This is a genomic window from Streptomyces sp. MMG1533 (assembly GCF_001279775.1).
Taxonomy (GTDB): Bacteria; Actinomycetota; Actinomycetes; order Streptomycetales; family Streptomycetaceae; genus Streptomyces.
The window spans coordinates 203378-225242 of record NZ_LGDG01000041.1; the positions used below are offsets into that span (position 1 = coordinate 203378).

Below are 21865 nucleotides of genomic sequence, written 5' to 3' on the forward strand. Positions count from 1 at the left end.
ACCGGACACCGGTGTCTTCGTGGGCCCCGGCGGGTGACGCCGGGGACCACGGGTATGGCTCACAGCAACAGCAGGTCGTGCAGCGCAGCCATGAGCAGCAGACACCCGATCACCGCAAGGAAGATCATCAGCGGTGGCTGGGAAAGGGCGAAGAGGCATCCGCGCGGCTCGTCCTGCGGCGGCGCGGTGTCGCTCTGTGTCGTGTCCAGCATCTCGCGGCGATGATGACGCAGTCGGGACGCGTGGCGCGATCAACACGCCCGTAATGAGCGGGAGTTCGCTGAATTCCGTGATGTCCGGTTCGGGTCGTGATCATTTCCGCGCGTGCAGGGACCCGCTGTGTCGTTTCAGTGCCTCATGCGGAAGTCATATGCCGTCCCGCAGCGGGCCTCATATGCCGTGCTTCTTGAGGATGGCCTCGATGTCGCTGAAGTCGTCCGTGGCGGTCTCGCTGCGGGGCCGGCCCGCGGGTTTGGCCGACGGGCGGGTGCCCGGGCCCAGGGAGGGCGCCGAGGCCGCCGGCGCGACCGCCTCGCGCTGGGCGGCACCCTTGGCCGCCGCCTTGCGCTCCTTGCGGGTGCCTCCTCGGCGGCGCTCCACCGCACGCGTGCCGGCGAACAGCAGCCAGGAGGCGCCGAGCACCACGAAGCCCGCCCAGGCCGTCGGACTGAACGCGGTGTCCGCCAGCCACTCGACGACACCGGTCATGACCAGGCCGAGGGGGACGAGCGAATACGCGGCGATACGGACGGCGGAGAGAAAACGCTTGCGGTACGCCGTGACCGCCGCGATGCCCAGGCCGGCCGCGGCGACGGCGGAACAGACGGTCTCGGCAATCATCCGGTCCTCCAGGGCAGGGGTCGGTCGGGCAGGGGCACTTCGTCCCTTCCATCCTGCACCTTCGGCACCCCGCCGGGCCATCCTCCGACCGGACATCAGGGACATCTCCGGGTCGGCTCCTCCGCAGGTGCCGGTCGAAGTCCTACTCCCGCAGGTGCCGGGAGGTTCGTCCGCCGCGGGTGCCGGGAGGTTCGTCCACCGGGTGCCGGGCCGGGGTCGCCGTCGCAGTGGCGGCGCTGCCGGGGCCGAGGTCCGATTGGGTCGTCCGGGGCGGGGCTGGGAGACTGGGGGCATGAGCGACTCCTCCCCCGTGCGTTCCGCCGCCCCCGTCCTCGACGTCTGGTGCGAACTCCAGTGCCCGGACTGCCGCAGCGCCCTGGACGACCTCCGGGCCCTGCGCGCCCGCTACGGCGACCGGCTGGACCTGCGGCTGCGGCACTTCCCGCTGGAGAAGCACAAGCACGCCTTCGCCGCCGCACAGGCCGCCGAGGAGGCCGTGGAACAGGGGCAGGGGTGGCCGTTCGTCGAGGCGGTGCTGGGCCGGGTGGAGGAGCTGGACCGTGAGGGAGAACCCTTCCTGATCGAGGTCGCCCGCGAACTCGGGCTGGACGCCGAGGAGTTCGACACGGCGCTGATCGACGGCCGGCACATCCTGATCGTGGACGCCGACCAGGCCGAGGGCAAGGCGATCGGCGTGACCGGCACCCCCACCTATGTCATCGGCGGCGAGCTCCTCGACGGCGGCAAGAGCCAGGAAGGGCTGCGTGAGCGCATCGAGGAGATCGCGGACCGGCTGTTGACCGAGCAGGACGCCTGAGTCGGCGGGCCTACAGCAACGGCTTGTAGAGGGCGTACTGCGTCGTCTCGTACCCGAGCGACTCGTAGAGCCGCTCGGCCGGGGTGTTGCCCGCGAACACGTTGAGGCCGAGGATCCGTCGGCCCTCGGCGATCGCCTGCCTCTCCGCCAGCAGCATGAGCGTACGGCCGTGGCCCCGGCCGCGGTGGGCCTCGTCGGCCTCGACGTCGAAGACGTAGGCCTTGTCCGCGCGCAGGGCCAGCCACAGGACGCCCACCCGGGTGCCCTCGTGTTCCAGGATGCTGAACAGCATGTTCTCGGTGGCGAGGCCCTGCGGCAGGAGCATTTCGTGGTCGCGCCGCGACTTGGCGTACGCCTCGGCCTCCGGCACTCCCCGTTCGATCCACGTGCGCGCGTAGTCCTCCGCCTCATGGACCTGCCACGCCTCGAACTCGGCCTCGGTCATGGGGCGCGCCCTGCTGCCGGCGGGCAGTTCGGGCGGGGTGTCGGCGAGCCGCTTCTCCATGCCACGGTTCCTCAGGACGTAGCCGAGCGCCCTGGCGAGCCGCAGCGCCGCCTCCGCGTCCGCGGGCACGCCGAACTCGATCTGCCCGCAGCCCCAGCCCCGTGCCACCTCCTCGGCGGCGAGCATGGCCACCGTGCCCCGGCCGCGCCGCCGGTCGGGCTCCTCGATGCCTATCTTGTGGACGCGGGCCACCGAGTCGCCGAACGCGGGCGAGGTGCCGAGGTGTATCTCGCCGACGGGACGGCTGTTCACGCACACCTGGTAGCGGCGTGAACGCGTTCCGTCGGCGGTGCGCTGGAGCGGCTCGGTCGGCCGCAGGGTCGTGGTCATCACGGGTGTTCTACCCGGTGCCGCGCTTCGGGGCAGCCGAATATGTTCCGCTTTTACGGATCGAGGTCGTTCCCTGACCGCTCGTCGAAGATCCGCATGGCCTTGGCCGTCACCGGGCCCGGTGCGCCCGCCAGTTCGCGGCCGTCGACCCGGTGCACGGCCTGTACGTCGCGCAGGGTGGAGGTCAGGAAGACCTCGTCGGCCCGTTCCAGGACGTCCAGCGGCAGGTCCGTCTCCTTGGCGCCCGTCCACTCGACGGCCAGGGCACGGGTGATGCCCGCGAGGCAGCCGGAAGCGAGCGGCGGGGTGTGGATCCGGCCGTCGAGGACGACGAAGACGTTCGACCCGGTGCCCTCGCAGAGCTGTCCGACCGTGTTGCCGAACAGCGCCTCGGAAGCGCCCTGTTCGCGGGCTCGGGCGAGGGCGACGACGTTCTCGGCGTACGAGGTCGTCTTGAGGCCGGTGAGCGCGCCGCGCTCGTTGCGGGTCCAGGGGACCGTGATCACGGCCGTGGAGTCGGGACGCCGGGCGGACTCGCCGAGGGCGACCACGAGCGTCGGGCCGCGCTCGCCGCGGTCGGAGCCGAGCGGACCGTGGCCGCCGGTGTACGTGATGCGCAGCCGGCCGAGCGGCATCGGGTTGGCCTCGACGACGGCGGCGCAGGCGCGGCGCACCTCGTCGAGGTCGGGGTCGGGCAGGCCGAGGCCGCGCGCGGAGCGGGTCAGCCGGTCGAGGTGCCGGGTGAGCGCGAACGGCCTGCCGTCCACCGCCTTCACCGTCTCGAAAATGCCGTCGCCCACGGTCAGGCCGTGGTCGAAGACGGAGACGCGGGCGGACTCGATGTCCTGCAGCCCGCCGTCGAGCCAAAGCTTCACTGGTCTCTACCTCGCAAGTCCGTACCGGGGGCGCGCCATCGGCCGGGGGTCCGGGGGTTGTCCCCCGGGCCGGCACAGCACGTCAGGGTCCCCCTGTCACCTCGTACGATCCCGACGCTACCGCGAGCAGCCGGGATGCCTTGAGTTCGGTCTCCCGCCACTCGGCCCCGGGGTCGGACCCCCAGGTGATGCCGGCGCCGGTACCGAAGCGCAGTACGCCCTCCGTACGGTCGATCCAGAAGGTGCGGATGCCCACCGCCAGCTCTCCGGCGCCACGGTCGGCGTCAACCCAGCCGATGCCGCCGCAGTACGGCCCCCTGGGCCCCCTCTCCAGCGCCTCGATGATCCGCAGCGCGCTCGACTTGGGCGCACCGGTGACCGATCCGGGCGGAAAGGCGGCGGCGAGCAGTTCGGGCCAGCCGGCGTCCTCGCGCAGTTCGCCGCGGACGGTCGACACGAGGTGAACCAGGCCGGGGTGCTTCTCGACGGCGCACAGGTCGGGGACGGTCACGCTGCCGGTGGCGCAGACGCGCCCGATGTCGTTGCGGACGAGGTCCACGATCATCACGTTCTCGGCGTAGTCCTTCTCCAGGAGGTCCGCCTCGGTGCGTCCGGTGCCCTTGATCGGGCCGGACTCGACGACCCGGCCATCGCGCCGCAGGAACAGCTCGGGTGAGGCCGTGGCGATCTCCACACCGTGGCCGGGCAGCCGAATCGTTCCTGCGTACGGCGCCGGGTTGCCGCGCGCCAGCAGCGCGGTGAGGGCGTCCACGTCGGCGTCCGGGGCCACGGGCGCGGACAGCACCCGGCAGAGGTTGGCCTGGTAGACCGCACCGGTGGCGATGTGCTCACGGATGCGCCGCACCCCCGCCGTGTACGCGGCGCGGTCGAGGGAGGACGTCCAGTCACCGGCGGCGGGCCCCCGCCACTCCCCCGGCACCGGGGCGGGCACCGGCTCCTTCCGTACGTCCCCGAAGCGGGCGCAGGTCAGACGGCCCTCGAAGTCGGCGCAGACCGCCCAGAAACCGGTGGAGTCGAGGGCCGCGGGATCACTGGTGACGTCGAGGAGACCGGTGGCGACGCGGTCGCCGAAACGGGCGAGGGGAGGGAGGTCGAGCACGCTGACGAGTCTAGGACGGGGGGTCCGGCACGTGACCTGGCCGTGTCCCTCGGGGAGACCCGGGCACGTCCCTGAGCAGGCGTAGCGCAGCACGCTGCGCAAACGCGTTTTTGTGCTGGCCCGGGAATCCGCTAGAGTTCAGTCGTCGCCGGGACGCGGGAGCGGACCGAAACGACAGGCGGACGTAGCTCAGTTGGTAGAGCGCAACCTTGCCAAGGTTGAGGTCGCGAGTTCGAACCTCGTCGTCCGCTCGAAGGAACAGGGGTCTTCCCGGCCCCCTGCACTCCTGGTGGAGTGGCCGAGAGGCGAGGCAACGGCCTGCAAAGCCGTCTACACGGGTTCAAATCCCGTCTCCACCTCCAAGGACGATTAGCTCAGCGGGAGAGCGCTTCCCTGACACGGAAGAGGTCACTGGTTCAATCCCAGTATCGTCCACTGGATCTTGCAGCACGTACGGCAAAGGTCCGAACCCGCGCGATTAGCTCAGCGGGAGAGCGCTTCCCTGACACGGAAGAGGTCACTGGTTCAATCCCAGTATCGCGCACGCAGTGCCCATGATCCGCTCTTCGGAGTGACGCGGAGTGATCGTGGTCCCGAGGACGATTAGCTCAGCGGGAGAGCGCTTCCCTGACACGGAAGAGGTCACTGGTTCAATCCCAGTATCGTCCACACACCGAAGCCCCCGGCCCTGCGGCCGGGGGCTTCTTCGTGTGCCGGTCGGCTGCCGGCCGACCGGCAGCCGTCAGCTGGAGAACAGCATGCGGCCGAAGCCCCTGTCGCGGTGGTGGCCGTGGTGGCCGCCGTGACCGCCGTGCGGGGCGCCCCAGGCGGGAGCGTGAGCGCCGGGTGCGGCCGGGTACTGCGGCGCGGCCGGGGGCGGCGGGACGGCGGGGCCGCCCCACTGGGACTCCAGGCGGGTCAGCGCCTCGAGCTCGCCGTAGTCGAGAAATATGCCGCGGCAGCCGCTGCACTGCTCGATCTGGACGCCGTTGCGGTTGTACGTGTGCATCGGCGCATGGCACTTCGGACACTGCATGGTCGGCTCAACTCCTCGCCGGTCGGTCCTGCTTAGTGTTTCGCCAGGACAGACTCTGTCCGGCTGCGGTCGGTTGCACCCTACTTGGGGAAACCTCACGCCATTTCCGACGGGGTGGAAACCATCCGGTCGCAGGCGTCGACCAGGGCCTGATCCACGTCGTCCAGGGGGCGGTCCGCCGCTACGGCCTTGGCGATCGACCGGGCGGCGGTCTGCACGGTGAGGGCGCGGGCCGGGGCGTCCAGTGCGGGCCAGGGGTCGCCGGCTGTGGGGACGGCGGGTCCGCCCGCCGCGCGGTAGGCGGTCAGGAAGCGGGCCCACTCGTCGGGCGGGAGCAGTCCGCAGGCGTACCAGGCCGCGGGACGGGCGAGGTCCCACGCCGGGACGCCGACGCCGAGGTCGTCGACGTCGATGAGCAGCCACGGGCCGTCGGGGGCGGGATGGCGGACGAGTTGGCCGAGATGGAGGTCGCCGTGGCAGAGAGTGGCGGTGTCCGGCATCGGGGCCTCGGCCCGGGCCCAGGCGGGCAGGGCGGACCAGGCGTGCAGGACGGGGGTCGTGGCGGGGTGGTGAGCGGCTGTCGTGCGGAGGCGGGCGACCGCGAGGGCGGCTTTGGCGGGGCCGCGCATGGGGGGCACGGGTGCGGAGTGGGGCAGGGCCGTGGTGGGGGTCCGGTGGAGGTGCGCGAGGAGGGTGGCGGCGTCCTCCCAGGGGGCCGCGTCCGGGGACTCCGGGTCCACGGGGGTGCCGTACGGCCAGAACGTCACGAGCCTGCCGTGCAGGTCGACCGGCGTCGGGCTGAGCGGGGGCAGGAGGATGCCGGGGAGGTGGGCGGCGGCGGTGAGGCGGGGGGTCAGGTCGGTGCGGGCCGTGTCCGGGGCATGGGCCTTGGCGACGGTGCCGGCGTGACGGACCACTGTGGCGTCGGGGCGGTCGGCGAGGGTCGCGGTCGCAGCGCCGGATGCTCCGCCCGTTGCTCCGCAGGGGCAGGCGGACGCTGCCGAGTGGGCCTTGGCCTTGGCTCGGGTGGTGAGGTCGGAAAGCAGGGGGTGCGTCACTGGGCTCCTGGCGCGGGACGGCGGGTCGTTGGCGAGGGTAGCCGCCCGTCTCGGTCGGTCGAGAGGTGAACCCCGCCCCGGGGCTGCCTGCCCTGAACCCGAATCGGCCCGCACGCATGCCGTGCGGGCCGATTCGGGTTCAGGGCAAAGCAATGCCGGCGCAGCTCCCCAGCTGCGCCGGCATTTTTGCCGTCCGCCGCACCCCCGTCCCCACGGGGTTTCATGGGTGGATGTCCCCGCCCGGACCGCTCTTCCGGGCCTGGGGTCGCCGCTCAGCGCCCCAGCATCACTCCCACGGACGACGCTTGTGTGGCCACTGTCTCCCAGCCGTCGAAGACGAGGAGAAGCAGGGCCGCCAGGGGAAGGGCCATGAGTGTCGCCACCAGGGGGTGGCGACGGCCTGTGCGGCGGGGGCGGAGCGCGATGCGCTCCTGGGTGCGGACCAGTGTCCGCGGTGCCGTGTAGGCCATGGTCCCTCTCCTGACCGTCTCTGTTGTCATTGGCAGCGGCGGGTGTCTGACCTCGGGGGACGAGTGCTGCACCCGCCGCTTGACCTCAAATCTAGGCGTCCGGCGCTCGGCGCACGTCATGCCCTCGTACCGATTGCCGGGCCTCCCGGAGGATGAGCCATGACCTGCGGAGTACTCCCGTGGGTGGAGACGGGGACCTAGGTCTCGGGGTCTTCCCGGAGGGGGCGCCCGCTGTGCCCCGCTTTCTCCGAGCTGTCCTCTCGCGGGATCGGCTGCTCGACCAGCGCCAGAACCCGGTTCGCCATGAAACGGGCCGTGCGAACTACGGAGCCGCTGCGGGTGACTTCGCTCACTTCCACGACCCCTCGGCGTACCGCTGTCTCCACCCGGCGGCCCGCCCTGCTCGCCACCACCTCGTATGTACGCGTCGTGTCCCCGGCGTCCACGACTATCTCCACGCGATCACCCTTCACGGGTTCAATCCCCCTTCTGCGACGGGTGGTTGGGAGCACAGACCAGCCCAAGTCGCCCGGCCCGCGACCTCCCTGACCACTCCTCAAGTCTCCCACCCGGCACTGACAATCGACCGGGCCGAGAGGGCGCGGCCTCTGCGCGCGGCGGGCCGTGGAAACGTAAGCTGTGGCACGTCACACGGACCGGGCAGCGGGGATGAACATGGCGATGATGCGCCTGAGGCGCGAGGACCCGCGCGTCGTCGGCTCGTTCAGGCTTCACAGACGGCTCGGCGCGGGCGGGATGGGCGTTGTCTACCTCGGCTCCGACCGCAAGGGTCAGCGGGTGGCGCTCAAGGTGATCCGGCCGGATCTGGCGGAGGACCAGGAGTTCCGCTCGCGGTTCGCGCGCGAGGTGTCTGCGGCGCGGCGGATTCGCGGCGGGTGTACGGCACGGCTCGTCGCCGCCGACCTCGACGCCGACCGGCCCTGGTTCGCCACGCAGTACGTCCCCGGGCCCTCCCTGCACGACAAGGTCGCCGACGAGGGTGCCTTGGGCGCTGCCGACGTGGCCGCCGTCGGGGCAGCCCTGTCGGAGGGGCTGGTGGCGGTGCACGAGGCCGGTGTGGTGCACCGGGACCTCAAGCCGTCCAACATCCTGCTGTCCCCCAAGGGGCCGCGGATCATCGACTTCGGCATCGCCTGGGCGACCGGCGCCTCGACGCTCACCCATGTCGGTACGGCCGTCGGCTCCCCCGGCTTCCTCGCCCCGGAGCAGGTGCGCGGCGCCGCGGTGACGCCCGCCACGGACGTGTTCTCCCTCGGCGCGACCCTGGCGTACGCGTCGATGGGCGACTCGCCCTTCGGGCACGGCAGTTCCGAGGTGATGCTGTACCGCGTGGTGCACGAGGAGGCGCAGCTGCACGGCGTACCGGACGCCCTGGCTCCGCTGGTCCGGGCATGTCTGGCGAAAGACCCCGAGGAGCGGCCCAGCACGCTCCAGCTGTCGCTGCGGCTGAAGGAGATCGCCGCTCGGGAGACGCAGGGCCTCGCGGACGTACGGCCGCCCGCGCCGCGCGGCGGTGAGACGGACCGGCCCACCGGGCGGCTCGCCGACACTTACCCGGAGCGGGCTCCGCAGCGGCGTCCGCAGGGGCAGCAGGGCATCGCGGGTACCCAAGGGACTCCCCCACCGCGGAGTGGTCCCGCTTCGCGCGGTCCCGCTCCGGTGCGGGGCGGGGCTCCGTCACGGGGTGGCAGTGCTTCGCGGGGCGGCGGTCCGTCGTCGCGCTCGGGGGCGGCGCGGAACACGACGCGCTCCGGCGGTGGGAAGCGTCCGGCGCCGCGCAGTGGTACGGGTCGGCCGACCCAGCGGGGCACGGGCACGGGGCGGCGGCCCGCCAATCCGCGACTGCTGCGCCAGCGGCTGTTCGTGTTCGTCGTGGTCACGCTGCTGGTGGCGCTCGGCATCGCCGCGGCGCAGGGCTGTCAGGGGCCCCCGCGAGGGCTCGGCGGCGAGGGGAACGTCGTACGGAATGAGCAGCAACAGCCGGTGCGGGACGTGCAGCGGGGCGACGAGCCGTAGGACGCGCCGGTGATGTCCGAGCGGTGCGAGTCGACACTCACGACGTCCGACCAGGCGCTTCCCGCGCGCCCGGCGCCGGCTGACTAGGGCGCGGGGCGGCCCGTCGCCACCGCGTAGAAGGCGACCGCGGCCGCCGCGCCCACGTTGAGGGAGTCGACTCCGTGGGCCATGGGGATGCGGACCCATTCGTCGGCGGCCACCAGGGCCTGGGTGGAGAGGCCGTCGCCCTCGGCGCCGAGCATCAGGGCCACCCGGTCCATCTTGTGGGGGGCGGCTTCGTCGAGCGTCCTGGCCTTGGGGTCCGGGGTGAGGGCGAGGAGGGTGAAGCCCGCCTCGCGGACCGACTCAAGGCCCTTGGGCCAGGTGTCGAGACGGGCGTACGGCACGGAGAAGACCGCACCCATGGAGACCTTGACGCTGCGGCGGTAGAGGGGGTCGGCGCAGTCCGGGGAGAGCAGGACCGCGTCCATGCCCAGGGCGGCGGCCGAGCGGAAGATCGCGCCGATGTTGGTGTGGTCGTTGACCGACTCCATGACGACGACCCGGCGGGCGGTCTGGAGGAGGTCGGCCGCCGTGGACAGCGGCTTGCGCTGCATCGAGGCGAGCGCGCCGCGGTGCACGTGGTAGCCGGTGACCTGCTCGGCGAGCTCCGGGCCGACCGCGTAGACCGGGGCCGGGAGCTCGTCGATGACGTCGCGCATGACGTCGACCCACTTGGCGGACAGCAGCATCGACCGCATCTCGTACCCGGCGTCCTTGGCCCGCCGGATGACCTTCTCGCCCTCGGCGATGAACAGGCCCTCGGCCGGCTCGCGCTTGCGGCGCAGTTCGACGTCGGTCAGGCCCGTGTAGTCGTGCAGGCGCGGGTCGTCGGGGTCCTCGACGGTGATGAGATCGGCCACAGGGTGATACTGCCTTGTCCTGGGTGCGGTGCCAACGGCTTGGGACGGGTTGTGTTACCCGGGGTTACGCGAGGCTCTGCGGACCTACGCCCACCACTTCGCCGATGACGATGACCGCCGGGGGCCTGACCTCCTGCGTGCGGACCGTCTCGGCGACCGTCGCGAGGGTCGCGTCGACCCGGCGTTGCGCCGCGGTCGTGCCCTCCTGGACGAGGGCTACCGGGGTGTCCGGGGACTTGCCGTGGGCGACCAGGGTCTCGGCGATCCTGCCGATCTTGTCGACGCCCATGAGGATCACGAGCGTGCCGGTCAGCTTGGCGAGGGACGGCCAGTCGACCAGGGAGCGCTCGTCGTCAGGGGCGACATGGCCGCTGACCACAGTGAACTCGTGGGCGACCCCGCGGTGCGTGACCGGAATGCCGGCCGCGCCCGGGACCGAGATCGAGCTGGAGATGCCGGGGACGACGGTGCAGGGGATGCCGGCCTCGGCGAGGGCCTGGAGCTCCTCCATGCCACGGCCGAAGACGTACGGGTCGCCGCCCTTCAGCCGTACGACCGACTTGCCCTGCTTGGCGTGCTCGATCAGGGCGTTGTTGATGGCCTCCTGGGCCATGAAACGGCCGTACGGGATCTTCGCCGCGTCGATCACCTCGACCTGCGGGGGAAGTTCGGCGAGGAGGTCGCGCGGACCGAGGCGGTCGGCGATGACGACGTCGGCCTCGGCGAGGAGACGGCGGCCGCGGACCGTGATCAGGTCCGGGTCGCCGGGGCCGCCACCGACGAGGGCGACGCCGGTGGTGCGGGAGCGGTGGTGGGGAGCGACGAGGGTGCCGTCGCGCAGGCCCTCGACGACCGCGTCGCGGATGGCGGCGGTGTGGCGGGGGTCTCGACCCTTGGCGTTCGTGGTGAGCACGGCCACGGTGACGCCCTCGCTGGTGCCGGTCGCCGGGGTCCAGGCGGTCGCCGCGTCGGCGTCGTCGGAGCGGACGCACCACACGCGGTGCGTCTCCGCCTCGGCGGAGGCGTGTGTGTTCGCCTCCGGGTCGCTGGTGGCGATCAGGGCGTACCAGGCGTCGGCGAGGTCGCCTTCGGCGTACGGGCGCTTCGTCCAGGTGATCTCGCCCGCGTCCGCCATCGCCTCGACCGAGGGAGTCGCCTCGGGGGACACGAGGTGGACGTCGGCACCTGCCGCGATCAGTGCCGGGAGGCGGCGCTGGGCGACCTGGCCGCCGCCGAGGACGACGACCCTGCGGCCGGTCAGGCGAAGGCCTACGGGGTAGGCGGGGTGTTCGGCCATGAGGGTGCGGCTCCTCGGTGCGGTGCGGTGGCCCTGACGTGCGGATTTTAAAGGGCAGGGGGGTATGACGGCTCAGGTGGTCCAGTGACTGGGCACGTCGCCGTCTGCGGGTGCGTGGTCCGTGCCCACCCGTTCCGCCATGCGGAACGACTGCCCACGGACCACGGAGGCCTACTTCTCAGTTACCCCTGCGGAGTCGAAGGTCGCCACCTCGTGCATCGCTCTCGCCGTGCTCTGCACCAGCGGGAGCGCCAGCAGCGCGCCCGTGCCCTCGCCCAAGCGCAGGTCCAGGTCGACCAGGGGGCGCAGGCCCAGCTTGTTCAACGCGGCCACGTGGCCGGGCTCGGCACTGCGGTGGCCGGCGATGCAGGCCGCGAGGACCTCGGGGGCGATGGCCCGGGCCACCAGGGCGGCGGCGCCGGCGCTGACGCCGTCCAGGATCACCGGCGTACGGAGGGAGGCGCCGCCGAGGAGCAGGCCGACGATGGCGGCGTGTTCGAAGCCGCCGATCGCGGCGAGGACGCCGATGGGGTCGGCCGGGTCCGGCTGGTGGAGTTCGATGGCACGGCGGACGACCTCGGTCTTGCGGGCGAGGGTCTCGTCGTTGATGCCGGTGCCGCGGCCCGTCACGTCGGCCGGGTCCGTGTCGGTGAAGACCGAGATCAGGGCCGCCGAAGCGGTCGTGTTGGCGATGCCCATCTCGCCCGTCAACAGGGCCTTGTTGCCGGCCGCCACCAGGTCGCGGGCCGTGTCGATGCCCACCTCGATGGCCTGCTTGGCCTCCTCGCGGGTCATCGCGGGGCCGGTGGTCATGTCGGACGTGCCCGCGCGGACCTTGCGGGGCAGCAGACCGGGGGTCGCGGGGAGATCGGCCGCCACGCCCACGTCGACGACGCAGACCTCGGCGCCCACCTGGGCGGCGAAGGCGTTGCAGACCGCGCCGCCACCGAGGAAGTTGGCGACCATCTGGGCCGTTACCTCCTGCGGCCAGGGGGTGACGCCCTGCGCGTGGACGCCGTGGTCACCCGCGAAGATCGCCACGGCCGCGGGTTCCGGGATCGGCGGCGGGCACTGACGGGACAGACCGGAGAGCTGTGCGGAGATGATCTCCAGCATGCCGAGCGCGCCGGCCGGCTTCGTCATCCGCTTCTGCCGCTCCCACGCCTCGCCGAGCGCCTTGGCGTCCAGCGGGCGGATCTGCGCGACGGTCTCGCCGAGCAGGTCGTGCGGCTCCTCGCCGGGCAGCGCGCGGCGGCCGTACATCTCCTCGTGGACGACCCACGACAGCGGGCGGCGCTTGGACCAGCCGGCCTGCATCAGCTCGGGCTCGTCCGGGAACTCGTCGACATAGCCCACGCAGAGGTACGCGATGACCTCGAGGTGCTCGGGCAGGCCGAGGGCGCGGACCATCTCGCGCTCGTCGAAGAAGCTGACCCAGCCGACGCCGAGGCCCTCGGCGCGGGCGGCGAGCCAGAGGTTCTCTACCGCGAGCGCGGCGGAGTACGGGGCCATCTGCGGCTGGGTGTGCCGGCCGAGGGTGTGGCGGCCGCCGCGGGTCGGGTCGGCGGTGACGACGATGTTCACCGGGGTGTCGAGGATCGCCTCGATCTTCAGTTCCTTGAACTGCTTCGCCCGGCCCTTGGGGAGGGACTTCGCGTAGGCGTCCCGCTGGCGCATGGCCAGTTCGTGCATGCCGCTGCGGGTCTCCGCCGAGCGGATGACGACGAAGTCCCAGGGCTGCGAGTGGCCGACGGAGGGAGCGGTGTGGGCCGCCTCCAGGACGCGGAGCAGCACTTCGTGCGGGATCGGGTCGCTGCGGAAGCCGTTGCGGATGTCGCGGCGCTCACGCATGACCTTGAGGACGGCCTCGCGCTCGGCGTCTTCGTAGGCGGGCGCGGCCGGGCCGGTGGACTGTCGTACGTCTTCCACTGGCGCGGTGCTCATCTCTTCCTGGTCCTGCCGGTCCTGCTGATTCTGCCGGTCCTGCCGGTCCTGCCGGTCGTCCTGGTCGGCGGCCCTGGTGTCCAGGTCCTCCGCGTGCTGTACGAGTGCGGGGTCGCCCTCGCGGGGGGCGGGGACCGCCGCGACGGGTTCCGGGGCCTGCGGGTCCTCCGGAGGGAGCGTCATGGCGTGCGGGGGTGTCGGCGCCAGGTGCGGAGTGGTCGGCACCGAACCCTCGACCTGGACGAACTGGCCCAGGGGCTGGTCGACGTGGGGCTCCGGTGCCGGAGCCATGGTGTCGGGCGCCTCGAACCGGGGCTGCGCCTCGGGGAGTTCGGCTGCCGTCGCGACCGGGTCCGCGGTGCCCTCGTGCGCGAGGGACGCGTCCGGGACGAGTTGCGGGCCCTGCACGTCCTGGACGGGCTGGGCGTCCGCGAGGGGCACCTGGCTCTGCTCCGGCGCGGCCTGGTCGGCTGCGGCGTACTGGGGAGACGGCTCGGGGGTCACGGCTGCGGGGACCTCTTCGACGGGCGCCGTCGAGCCGTCCACGTGCTGCGGGGCCTGCGCGGCCTCCGCAGCGGCCGGGAAGGGTACGGCTTCGGGTGCGGTCTGCGCGTGCTCGACGACCTGGGCCTCGGAAGGCAGCGGCTGTACGGCGTCCTGAGTTGCGGCTTCGGGAAAGGGCACGGTGTTCTGACCTGCGGCTTCGGGATAGGGCACGGCGCCCTGACCTGCGGCTTCGGGAAATTGTGCCGCGTTCGCGAAGGCGTCGGGGGCCGGAATCTGCGCGGCGTCCAGGGAGGTGTCGGCTCCAGCGGTCCCGGGCTCCGCGGTGGCGGGTTGCCCGGTGGCGGTCTCGAAGCCCGGCGCGATGTCAGGGGCGACGGCCTCGGACACCGGTGCGATCTCGGACGCGGGGTCGGCCTCGGCGATGTGCACTGCCTCCGGCCCCTCCACGGCGTCGGGAGCGGGAGCGGCTTCCAGGACCGGCTCGGACTCCACGGCGAGGTCGGCTGCCGGTGGCTGCCCGGCGTCGGTGACCAGGTCGTGGCCGGCCTCGGCAAGGGCGTCGACGCCCTGCTCCTGGCCGGCGTCGGCAACAGAGGAGACTCCCTCGGTCTGTCCACCGTCCACGGCGAGCGCTGCCGCCTGCTCGGGCTCGGCCGCCGCCACGGCGCCGGCGGCCTCGTCCTGTACGACGCCCAGTGCCTGCCCCTCGTCCGCAAGCGGGGCGGTCACCGGAACCTGCTCCGCGTCGGGCACCTGGACGGTCTCCGGCATCTGCTCGGCATCCAGAGCGTGCGTCTCCGCGGAAAACTGCGGGACGTCACCGTCGAACCCGGCCTCGCCACCGGGCGCGACCGCGCCACCCTGCGGAGCCTCCTCGGCGTAACCGCCCTCCTGGACCTCAGCAGTCAGCGCGTGGACCTCAGCAGTCGGTGCGCCGAGTCCGCCGGGGTCCGGGACCGGCGGAGCCTGCGCGAACCCGGCGTCCTGACCGTCGGAAGCCTGCGCCATCGCGTCTCCCTGAGCATCCGCCTGCGCGAACCCGGCGTCCTGGTCGTCCGGGACCTGAGCGACCGCACCGTTCTGACTCTCCTGAGCCTGAGCGACTGCGTCGCCCTGCCCCTCCGCCGGCTCCGCAGGCTCCGCGGCCTCCGCGCCGAACCCGTCGCCCACCGTCTGGGCAGGCTCCGACGCAGGCACGGTGTCCTCGGCCTGCGGAGCCGTCGCCGTGCCGGCCTCCGTTGCGAGACGGGTCACCGCGGCCTGGGCCGCACCCACCGGCTCGGCTTCCTGGACGGGCGCCGGGACAACCGTTTCGGCAGCCGCCGCCTCGGGGCTCACCGGTGCCTGGACCGCGCCCTGGACAGGGGCCGCGCCCCAGGGTGTCGCGCCCTGGGGCGACATCTCCCGGAGCTGCTGGGGGGCGTCGAGGTACTCGACGCCGGTCGCGGGCAGGCCGGACTGCCGTACCGGTGCGCCTACGGCGCCGCGGTCGGCGAGGGAGCGGACCGGGCTCGCGGAGGTGTCGGGGATGGGCGGGCCGAGGTGCAGGGGGCGGCGCGGCGCAACCGGCATCGACTGCGGCCCGGAATCGGGCAGGCGGACGCCGCCCAGGTCGACCGAGCCGCTGTCCCGGCCGGACATCTCGTGCGGGCCGGGCTCGTGCACGGTCTCGACGACCGGCTCCGGCGGGGGCGGGGCGACCTCGTTGCCCCAAGCGCCCTGGGCGCCCGGCAGCAGCAACAGGTCTTCGTCCTCGGCAGTGGTCTCGGAGAGGTAGGTGTACGCACCGTGCGCAGGGGCGCCCGGCTGCTCCACCATGCCTGCGTTCTCCGGCAGTCCCTCGCCCGGGACCTGGCCGGTGTCGGTCATGCGTAACCCCTCGCCCATCGGTTAGTGCTTCTTCGGCCGGCTCACCCGGAACGGCGCACCGACCGCCCCGCAGTGAACAACGAGCGCGCGTGCCCAGCGGCACGAACGACCCGTCGCCAAAAGACGACAAAGCCATTAACTGGCATTGTCGCGGCCGTTGCTCCGTCGCGACAGCTTCACCCGCGACGGCCCGCTGTGGACTGCGCCACGTTGCGCGTCCTCCGGTTCTGCCGTACCACACGCGCCCCAAAAGGGGCGCGTTTTCCGGACATTGACCAACGAAGCGCCGGACATCCGAGTGCGGTACAACGATCGGCCAGCCTACCGCGAGCAGTACGACAACAGGATCACGGGGACGGGATCCGGGATGGGACCGGAGTCAGGCCGTACGGTCCGGCAGCAGGCCGCTGAGCAGGAACGCGACGCTCCGCTCGGTCTCCGTCCAGGCCCGCGTGTCGAGTTCGACGGACTGAACGAGGGCGCACTCCACCTGGTAGCCGTGCTCGGTCAGGCCGCGGCCGACGAGTTCGGCCGCGTCGCGGGTCGCCGCGTGCGTCACGATGCGCTGCGGACGGCGGTCGGCCACGGCCGAGACCACGGCCGCTCCCCCGCCGCCGACGCGGACGACGTCCGGTTCGGGCAGGTTCTCCAGGACGTGCGGTGCGGTGCCGCGCACGATCTGCAGCTGCACCCCGAAGCCGCGTGCGGCGGCCTCGGTGCGAGCGCACGCCTCCAGGTCCCGGTCGACGGCGATGACGGCCGCCCCGGCCCGTGCCGCCTCGGTGGCGAAGGCGCCGCTGCCGCAGCCGATGTCCCACACGAGGTCACCGACGCGCGGTCCGAGCCGGGCGAGTTGGGCTGCGCGGAGCAGTTCCCCCTCGCCTTCGCCCAGATCACCGCCGTACGCCTCGGCGGGCAGCGCCCAGCCGCGCGGTGCGGTGCCCGGTGCGCGTCCGGCGATCCAGCCGCCCTCCTCCTTCGCGACACCGGGTGCGACGGATCCACCGATGACGATGACCAGGTTCGGGTCGCGCCAGGTGTGGTCGGCGGCCTTGTCGGAGGTGACGACGGTGACCTGCTCGCGATCGGTGCCGAGCTCCTCGCAGATGACGAAGGTCCGGTGGACGCCTTCGAGGAGGAGGCCGAGTTCGGCGGGGCCCGCGCCGGGCGAGGTGAGGACGGCGACCTTGGTGTGGGCGCGGCACACATTGACCGCGCGGCGCAGGGTGCGCCGGTGTGCGACGACCACCTGAGCGTCGTCCCAGGGCATGCCGGCGCGGGCGAAGGCGGTGGCTACGGAGGAGACACCGGGAACGACCTCCACCTCCAGGCCGAACTCGGGGGCGCGCAGCGTGCGTACGACTCCGAAGAAGCCGGGGTCGCCGTCGGCGAGCACCACCGCGCTGCCGCGGTGGCCGGCGATACGGCGGGCGGCGAGGGCGACGCTGCCGAGGCGGATGCGCTCGGCGCCGGGTGGCACCTGGGGGAGCGCCAGGTGGTGGGCGGCACCGGCCACGAGCGTGGCGGCGCCGAGGGCGGAGCGCGCCGCGGCGGTCAGCGGCGAGCCGTCCCAGCCGATCACCGTGACCCGGTCGGCCATCGTCTCTCAGTCTCCAGGGGGTTTGCGCAGGTTGTCAGGGGCCCGGATGCCGGGCTCCGTGAGGGTACCTGGTGGAGGCGACCGAGCCGGTGGCCACCTCGTTCAGTTCCAGTCCGAGAACGACGTGAAACCGCCGGAGTCGGCAAGCTGCTCGCCCGCGCCGTCGAGGTCCTCCGGGAGCAGGCTCCACACGATGAAGTCGGTGCGGAGGTCTGCCCAGGTGCCGTCCTCGGTACGGACGTGCGCTATGCAGGCGTTGCGCAGGACGCCCTCGCTGATACAGCCGATCTTCTGGGCGACCTGCTGGGAGGCGGTGTTGTCGGCCGCCGTGCGCAGCTCTATGCGTTCGAGTTTCCGGTCGCGCAGGAGCCACTGGGCGGTGGCCAGGGCGGCCTCCGAGGCGTACCCCTCGCCACGGGCCCAGGGGGCGATGATGTACGACAGTTCGGTGGACCTGATGTGCCAGTTCGTCCTGGCGAGCTGGACTATGCCGACCAGGCGCTGGGTGAGGAACTCGGTGACGGCGAGGTCGAGGCCGCGGCCCGCCTGGCGTTCGGTGGGCGCGTACTCGGTGATCCAGGTATGGGCCCGCTCCTCGGTGTAGGGCTGGGGCACGTCGGTCCAGGCCGCGACCTGCTCGTCGTTCATCATCTCGGCCAGGGCAGGCACGTCGTCCTCGTCGAGGGGACGCAGCACCAACCGCTCCGTGCTGATGGAGATGTTGGGGAAGGTGCCAGTCATGCGCCGCTCCGTAACCGTCGGGAAACCTTCAGCCTGCTGAACTGCCCAGCATGCAGCATGTGAGCACCGAACCGCACGACGGGGTCCTCCCCCACTGTGCAGGAGTGGACCCCGTCCGTGGCGATACGCCGTATACGCCCCGTCAGTCGGAACTGACAGTCCTTCAGAAGGACGGGAGCACGGACCCGGCGTACTCGTCCTCGATGAACTTCTTGACCTCGGCGGAGGTGAGGAGCCCCGCGAGCTTCTTCACGCGCGGGTCGTCCTCGTTGCCCTTCTTGACGGCGAGGAAGTTGCCGTAGGGGTTGTTCTTCGCGGACTCCAGGACGAGGGCGTCCTCGGCGGGCTTGAGGTCGGCCTCGATGGCGTAGTTGCCGTTGATGACGGCCGCGTCGACGTCGTCCAGGGAGCGCGGGGTCTGGGCCGCCTCCAGCTCCTTGAACGTGAGGTTCTTCGGGTTCTTGGCGATGTCCGAGGGGGTGGCCTCGTTGCCCACGCCGTCCTTGAGCGTGATGATCCCGTTGGCGTCGAGCAGCTTGAGCGCCCGGGCCTCGTTGACCGTGTCGTTCGGGACGGCGACGGTGGCACCGCTCTTCAGGGCTTCGACGCTCTTGACCTTGTGGGAGTAGAGGCCGAGCGGCTCCAGGTGGACCGTGACGACGGGCACGATGTCCGTGCCGTTCTTCTTGTTGAAGTCGTCGAGATACGGCTTGTTCTGGAAGTAGTTGGCGTCCACCGAGCCGTCTTCGGTCGCGGGGTTCTGCGTCGTGTAGTCGGTGAACTCCTTGACCTCCAGGTCGAGTCCCGCCTTCTTCGCCAGGTTGTCCTTGACGTAGTCGAGGATCTCGCCGTGCGGGGTCGGGCTCGCGGCGACGACCAGCGGTCCGCTGGTGTCGGAGGCGGAGTCCTGGTCCGAGCCGCATGCGGTGAGCCCGAGGGTGAGGGCTCCGGCGGCGAGGACGGCGGTGGTGATTTTGGTGGTGTTACGCACGAAAAGTGCCTTTCCTTATGGGTGGAGCGACCCCGCGATGGGTGTGCGGGGAGATCTGCAGGTGGGGTGGGCGGGTCAGACGACCTTGCCGATGTCGGCCGTCGCCGGCTCCTTCGCCTTCAGCAGGCGCAGCCTCGGCGCGGGGCCGGACCGGCCGCCCCGGCGGTGCAGGGAGCGGGCCGCGTAGTCGCCGGCGAACTGGATGACCGAGATGACGACCGCGAGGATGGCCACGGTGATCCACATCAGCTCGGTCTCGAAGCGCTGGTAGCCGTACCGGATGGCAATGTCGCCGAGGCCGCCTGCGCCGACCGTGCCGGCCATCGCGGAGTAGCCGATGAGGGCGACGATCGTGGTCGTGGTGCTGGAGATCAGCGACGGCAGGGACTCGGGCACGAGGACCTTCCGTACGATCGTCCAGGTGTTGCCGCCCATCGACTGCACGGCCTCGACGAGCCCGCCGTCCACTTCCCGGACGGCCGTCTCGACCAGGCGCGCGAAGAAGGGGATCGCACCGATCGCGAGCGGCACGATGGCCGCCTCGCGGCCGATGGTCGTGCCGGTGATCGAGCGCGTGAAGCCCATCAGCGCGACCATCAGGATGATGAACGGCATGGAGCGGGCGATGTTCACGACCTGCCCGATGACCTTGTTCGCGACGACGTTCTGGAGCAGTCCGCCCCTGTCCGTGAGGACGAGGAGGACGCCGAGCGGGAGACCGCCGACGACGGCGATCAGCGCGGACCAGCCGACCATGTAGAGCGTGTCCCAACACGCCTGCGCCAGCAGGGGCTGCATCTCAGACCAATCGGTCCAGGTCACTTGGCACCTTCCTTCGCCAGCACGGGCTCCTGGCCCTCTTCGCCGACCACGTCGATCTGCAGACCCTGTTCGCGCAGGAAGCCGATCGGCACGACGTTGTCCTCGTAGCGGCCGGGCAGTTCGATGCGCATCCGGCCGATCTGGAGACCGCCGACGGTGTCGATGGCGGCGCCGAGGATCGATATGTCGATGTTGTACGTGCGCGAGAGCTGGGAGATGACCGGCTGGGTCGCGGCCTCGCCCTGAAAGGTGACGTCGACGACGGTCCGGTCGGCGCCGGAGGCCTCGCCGCCCACCGGGAACAGCGCGGAGGCCAGCTCGGAGCCCGGGGTCGCGAGCAGCTCGCTGACCGTGCCGGACTCGACGACGCGGCCCCGCTCCATGAGGGCGGCCGAGTCGCAGACCGACTTCACGACGTCCATCTCGTGGGTGATGAGCAGGACGGTCAGCCCCAACTGCCGGTTCAGGTCGCGCAGCAGCTGAAGGATGGAGCGGGTGGTCTCGGGGTCGAGGGCACTGGTCGCCTCGTCGGACAGCAGGACCTTGGGGTCGCCGGCCAGGGCACGGGCGATGCCGACCCGCTGCTTCTGGCCGCCGGAGAGCTGAGCCGGATAGGCCTTCGCCTTGTCCGCGAGACCGACGAGGTCGAGCAGCTCCAGGGCCTTGCGGGAGCGCTCCTGACCCGACTTGCCGAGGATCTCGAGCGGCAGCTCGACGTTGTCCTGCACGGTCCGGGTGGACAGCAGGTTGAAGTGCTGGAAGACCATGCCGATACGGCTGCGCGCCCGGCGGAGTTCCCGGCCGGCCCGGGGACCGCGCCCGGCGAGGGCGGTGAGGTCCTGCCCGGCGACGGTCACCGTCCCGGCGGTGGGGCGCTCCAGCAGGTTGACGCAGCGGATGAGCGAGGACTTGCCGGCGCCGGACTGGCCGATGACGCCGTACACCTCGCCTTCGCGGACGTGGAGATCGACGCCGTCGAGGGCGGTGACCTCACGGCCGCTCGAGCGATGGGACCTATAGATCTTCGTCAGGCCCGATGTGGTGATCACGTGGGTTTCCGTCACTGTCGTGTGCAGGGCGTGGGTGTGCCCTGGCGGGTGCATTCGGTCGGAACGCGGCACGGTTCTCGTGCGGTGGCATGGGGAACCGGGGAGAACAGGTGCGCGGGGGCGGCGTCAGTCACGTACGACGTTCACGGCGTACGGACATGCCACGGCGGCTCGCTTCGGGGCGCGAGGCTCAGGGTGGTGCAGGGGCCCTCTAGAAGGCGCACATTCGACACATACAACGAGCACCGGGCGTCATGGTCGCCTCGGTCGCAAGGGTGCGGCTGCTCGTCGTGGTCATGCGATCAGTAAAGCAGACCTACGGTCCTGACAAAGCGTTGGTGTCCGGATGCCGGACAGAGGTGGACACCCGTCAGTCGCGTACGGAGATCTCCACTCCCCCGTCGGTGACCAGTACGGACAAGGCCGAGAGGTCCTTCACCACAAGGTCGGCGGTGAGCTCGTGGGCCTGGTGGGTTGTGGTCAATGCCACGGTGGTCATTCCGGCGGCGCGGCCCGCCTGGAGGCCGGCCGGGGCGTCCTCGAAGACGACGCAGCGGGACGGGTCGACGCCCAGTTGGCGGGCGGCGAGCAGGTAGGGCTCCGGGTCGGGCTTGCCGCGCGTGATGTCGTCGGCGGCGATGAGCGTCTTGGGCAGGATGCCGACGGCGTCGAGGCGGGCCTCGGCGAGGCGCCGGGTGGCGGAGGTGACGACGGCCCAGCACTCCGCGGGCAGCTCGTCGAGGAAGGCCTTGGTGCCGGGCAGCAGGTGGACGCCGTCGTTGGGTACGTCCTCCACCTCCAGCTTCTCGATCCGCGCGACGGCCTCCGGGACGAGGTGCGAGGGCAGCAGGTCGGCGGCTATCTCGGCGGCCGGCCGCCCGTGCAGTTCGACGCGTGCGAACTCCTCGACGGTGATCCCGTACTCCACGGCCCACTGCGTCCAGCAGCGGTCCACCGAGGCGAGGGAGGAGACGAGGGTTCCGTCGTTGTCGAACAGAAGGGCTTGTGCATGGATCTTCATGCCTTCGACCCTACGGTGCACCCCGGGGTCGGCC

General features: G+C 71.8%; 20 protein-coding genes and 5 tRNA genes. 7 read left to right on the forward strand and 18 right to left on the reverse strand.

What is annotated here, in order from left to right; genetic code table 11:
* Positions 1–59: 59 nt before the first annotated feature.
* Both ADK57_RS50400 and ADK57_RS07990 read right to left on the reverse strand, forming a co-directional pair.
* Complete coding sequence (locus ADK57_RS50400) at positions 60–212, reverse strand: hypothetical protein (RefSeq protein WP_170068264.1); 153 nt, start codon at positions 210–212, stop codon at positions 60–62.
* Between the two features lie 178 nt (positions 213–390).
* Complete coding sequence (locus ADK57_RS07990; RefSeq protein WP_053748654.1) at positions 391–840, reverse strand: hypothetical protein; 450 nt, start codon at positions 838–840, stop codon at positions 391–393.
* A 292-nt stretch (positions 841–1132) separates the two neighbouring features.
* Between ADK57_RS07990 and ADK57_RS07995 the strand changes: the two genes are divergently transcribed.
* Positions 1133–1657, forward strand: coding sequence for a DsbA family protein (locus tag ADK57_RS07995; protein WP_053748655.1), 525 nt, complete (start codon positions 1133–1135; stop codon positions 1655–1657).
* A 10-nt stretch (positions 1658–1667) separates the two neighbouring features.
* Here the strand turns inward: ADK57_RS07995 and ADK57_RS08000 are convergent, their stop codons facing one another.
* From ADK57_RS08000 to ADK57_RS08010, 3 genes are all read right to left on the reverse strand, one after another.
* On the reverse strand, positions 1668–2492 hold the full coding sequence (locus ADK57_RS08000) for a GNAT family N-acetyltransferase (protein ID WP_053748656.1): 825 nt from the start codon (positions 2490–2492) through the stop codon (positions 1668–1670).
* A gap of 53 nt (positions 2493–2545) precedes the next feature.
* On the reverse strand, positions 2546–3367 hold the full coding sequence (locus ADK57_RS08005; RefSeq protein ID WP_053748657.1) for an aminotransferase class IV: 822 nt from the start codon (positions 3365–3367) through the stop codon (positions 2546–2548).
* A gap of 82 nt (positions 3368–3449) precedes the next feature.
* Positions 3450–4487 carry a chorismate-binding protein gene (locus ADK57_RS08010; protein ID WP_053748658.1) on the reverse strand — a complete coding sequence of 346 codons (1038 nt, stop codon included), beginning with the start codon at positions 4485–4487 and terminating at the stop codon, positions 3450–3452.
* A 178-nt stretch (positions 4488–4665) separates the two neighbouring features.
* On the opposite strand from ADK57_RS08010, the gene ADK57_RS08015 reads away from it, so the two are divergent.
* From ADK57_RS08015 to ADK57_RS08035, 5 genes are all read left to right on the forward strand, one after another.
* Positions 4666–4738: transfer RNA gene (locus ADK57_RS08015), tRNA-Gly, on the forward strand.
* A gap of 37 nt (positions 4739–4775) precedes the next feature.
* Positions 4776–4849 (forward strand) — tRNA-Cys (locus tag ADK57_RS08020).
* A gap of 1 nt (position 4850) precedes the next feature.
* Positions 4851–4922, forward strand: a tRNA-Val gene (locus ADK57_RS08025).
* A gap of 37 nt (positions 4923–4959) precedes the next feature.
* Positions 4960–5031, forward strand: a tRNA-Val gene (locus ADK57_RS08030).
* A gap of 53 nt (positions 5032–5084) precedes the next feature.
* Positions 5085–5156: transfer RNA gene (locus ADK57_RS08035), tRNA-Val, on the forward strand.
* 73 nt (positions 5157–5229) lie between these two features.
* Here the strand turns inward: ADK57_RS08035 and ADK57_RS08040 are convergent.
* The 4 genes from ADK57_RS08040 to ADK57_RS08055 form a co-directional block, all read right to left on the reverse strand.
* Complete coding sequence (locus ADK57_RS08040) at positions 5230–5523, reverse strand: zf-TFIIB domain-containing protein (RefSeq protein WP_053748659.1); 294 nt, start codon at positions 5521–5523, stop codon at positions 5230–5232.
* A gap of 95 nt (positions 5524–5618) precedes the next feature.
* Entirely contained in the window at positions 5619–6581 is a 963-nt protein-coding gene (locus ADK57_RS08045; RefSeq protein WP_053748660.1) for a phosphotransferase family protein, read from the reverse strand.
* A gap of 272 nt (positions 6582–6853) precedes the next feature.
* Positions 6854–7051 (reverse strand): hypothetical protein, encoded by a 198-nt coding sequence (locus ADK57_RS08050; RefSeq protein ID WP_053748661.1) that lies wholly within the window; start codon positions 7049–7051, stop codon positions 6854–6856.
* A 197-nt stretch (positions 7052–7248) separates the two neighbouring features.
* A complete protein-coding gene (locus ADK57_RS08055; RefSeq protein WP_053748662.1) occupies positions 7249–7524 on the reverse strand; it encodes a hypothetical protein in 276 nt (91 codons plus the stop codon).
* Between the two features lie 196 nt (positions 7525–7720).
* On the opposite strand from ADK57_RS08055, the gene ADK57_RS08060 reads away from it, so the two are divergent.
* Complete coding sequence (locus tag ADK57_RS08060) at positions 7721–9088, forward strand: serine/threonine-protein kinase (protein ID WP_199830502.1); 1368 nt, start codon at positions 7721–7723, stop codon at positions 9086–9088.
* Positions 9089–9171: 83 nt separating this feature from the next.
* On the opposite strand, the gene ADK57_RS08065 is transcribed toward ADK57_RS08060, so the two are convergent.
* From ADK57_RS08065 to ADK57_RS08105, 9 genes are all read right to left on the reverse strand, one after another.
* Positions 9172–9990: a TrmH family RNA methyltransferase gene (locus ADK57_RS08065; protein ID WP_053748664.1), complete on the reverse strand. Its 819-nt coding sequence runs from the start codon at positions 9988–9990 to the stop codon at positions 9172–9174.
* A gap of 64 nt (positions 9991–10054) precedes the next feature.
* Positions 10055–11287: a uroporphyrinogen-III C-methyltransferase gene (gene cobA, locus ADK57_RS08070; RefSeq protein WP_053748665.1), complete on the reverse strand. Its 1233-nt coding sequence runs from the start codon at positions 11285–11287 to the stop codon at positions 10055–10057.
* A gap of 171 nt (positions 11288–11458) precedes the next feature.
* Positions 11459–15607 (reverse strand): nicotinate-nucleotide--dimethylbenzimidazole phosphoribosyltransferase, encoded by a 4149-nt coding sequence (gene cobT, locus ADK57_RS08075; RefSeq protein ID WP_053748666.1) that lies wholly within the window; start codon positions 15605–15607, stop codon positions 11459–11461.
* Positions 15608–15986: 379 nt separating this feature from the next.
* A complete protein-coding gene (cbiE, locus tag ADK57_RS08080; RefSeq protein WP_053748667.1) occupies positions 15987–17207 on the reverse strand; it encodes a precorrin-6y C5,15-methyltransferase (decarboxylating) subunit CbiE in 1221 nt (406 codons plus the stop codon).
* Positions 17208–17309: 102 nt separating this feature from the next.
* Positions 17310–17948 (reverse strand): GNAT family N-acetyltransferase, encoded by a 639-nt coding sequence (locus ADK57_RS08085; RefSeq protein WP_053748668.1) that lies wholly within the window; start codon positions 17946–17948, stop codon positions 17310–17312.
* Between the two features lie 163 nt (positions 17949–18111).
* On the reverse strand, positions 18112–18939 hold the full coding sequence (locus tag ADK57_RS08090; RefSeq protein ID WP_053748669.1) for a MetQ/NlpA family ABC transporter substrate-binding protein: 828 nt from the start codon (positions 18937–18939) through the stop codon (positions 18112–18114).
* Positions 18940–19014: 75 nt separating this feature from the next.
* Entirely contained in the window at positions 19015–19737 is a 723-nt protein-coding gene (locus ADK57_RS08095) for a methionine ABC transporter permease (protein WP_053748670.1), read from the reverse strand.
* 20 nt (positions 19738–19757) lie between these two features.
* The gene (locus ADK57_RS08100; protein ID WP_078973007.1) at positions 19758–20864 is read right to left on the reverse strand and encodes a methionine ABC transporter ATP-binding protein; all 1107 of its coding nucleotides are present in this window, start codon (positions 20862–20864) and stop codon (positions 19758–19760) included.
* 316 nt (positions 20865–21180) lie between these two features.
* A complete protein-coding gene (locus ADK57_RS08105) occupies positions 21181–21831 on the reverse strand; it encodes an HAD family hydrolase (protein WP_053748672.1) in 651 nt (216 codons plus the stop codon).
* Between the last annotated feature and the right edge of the window lie 34 nt (positions 21832–21865).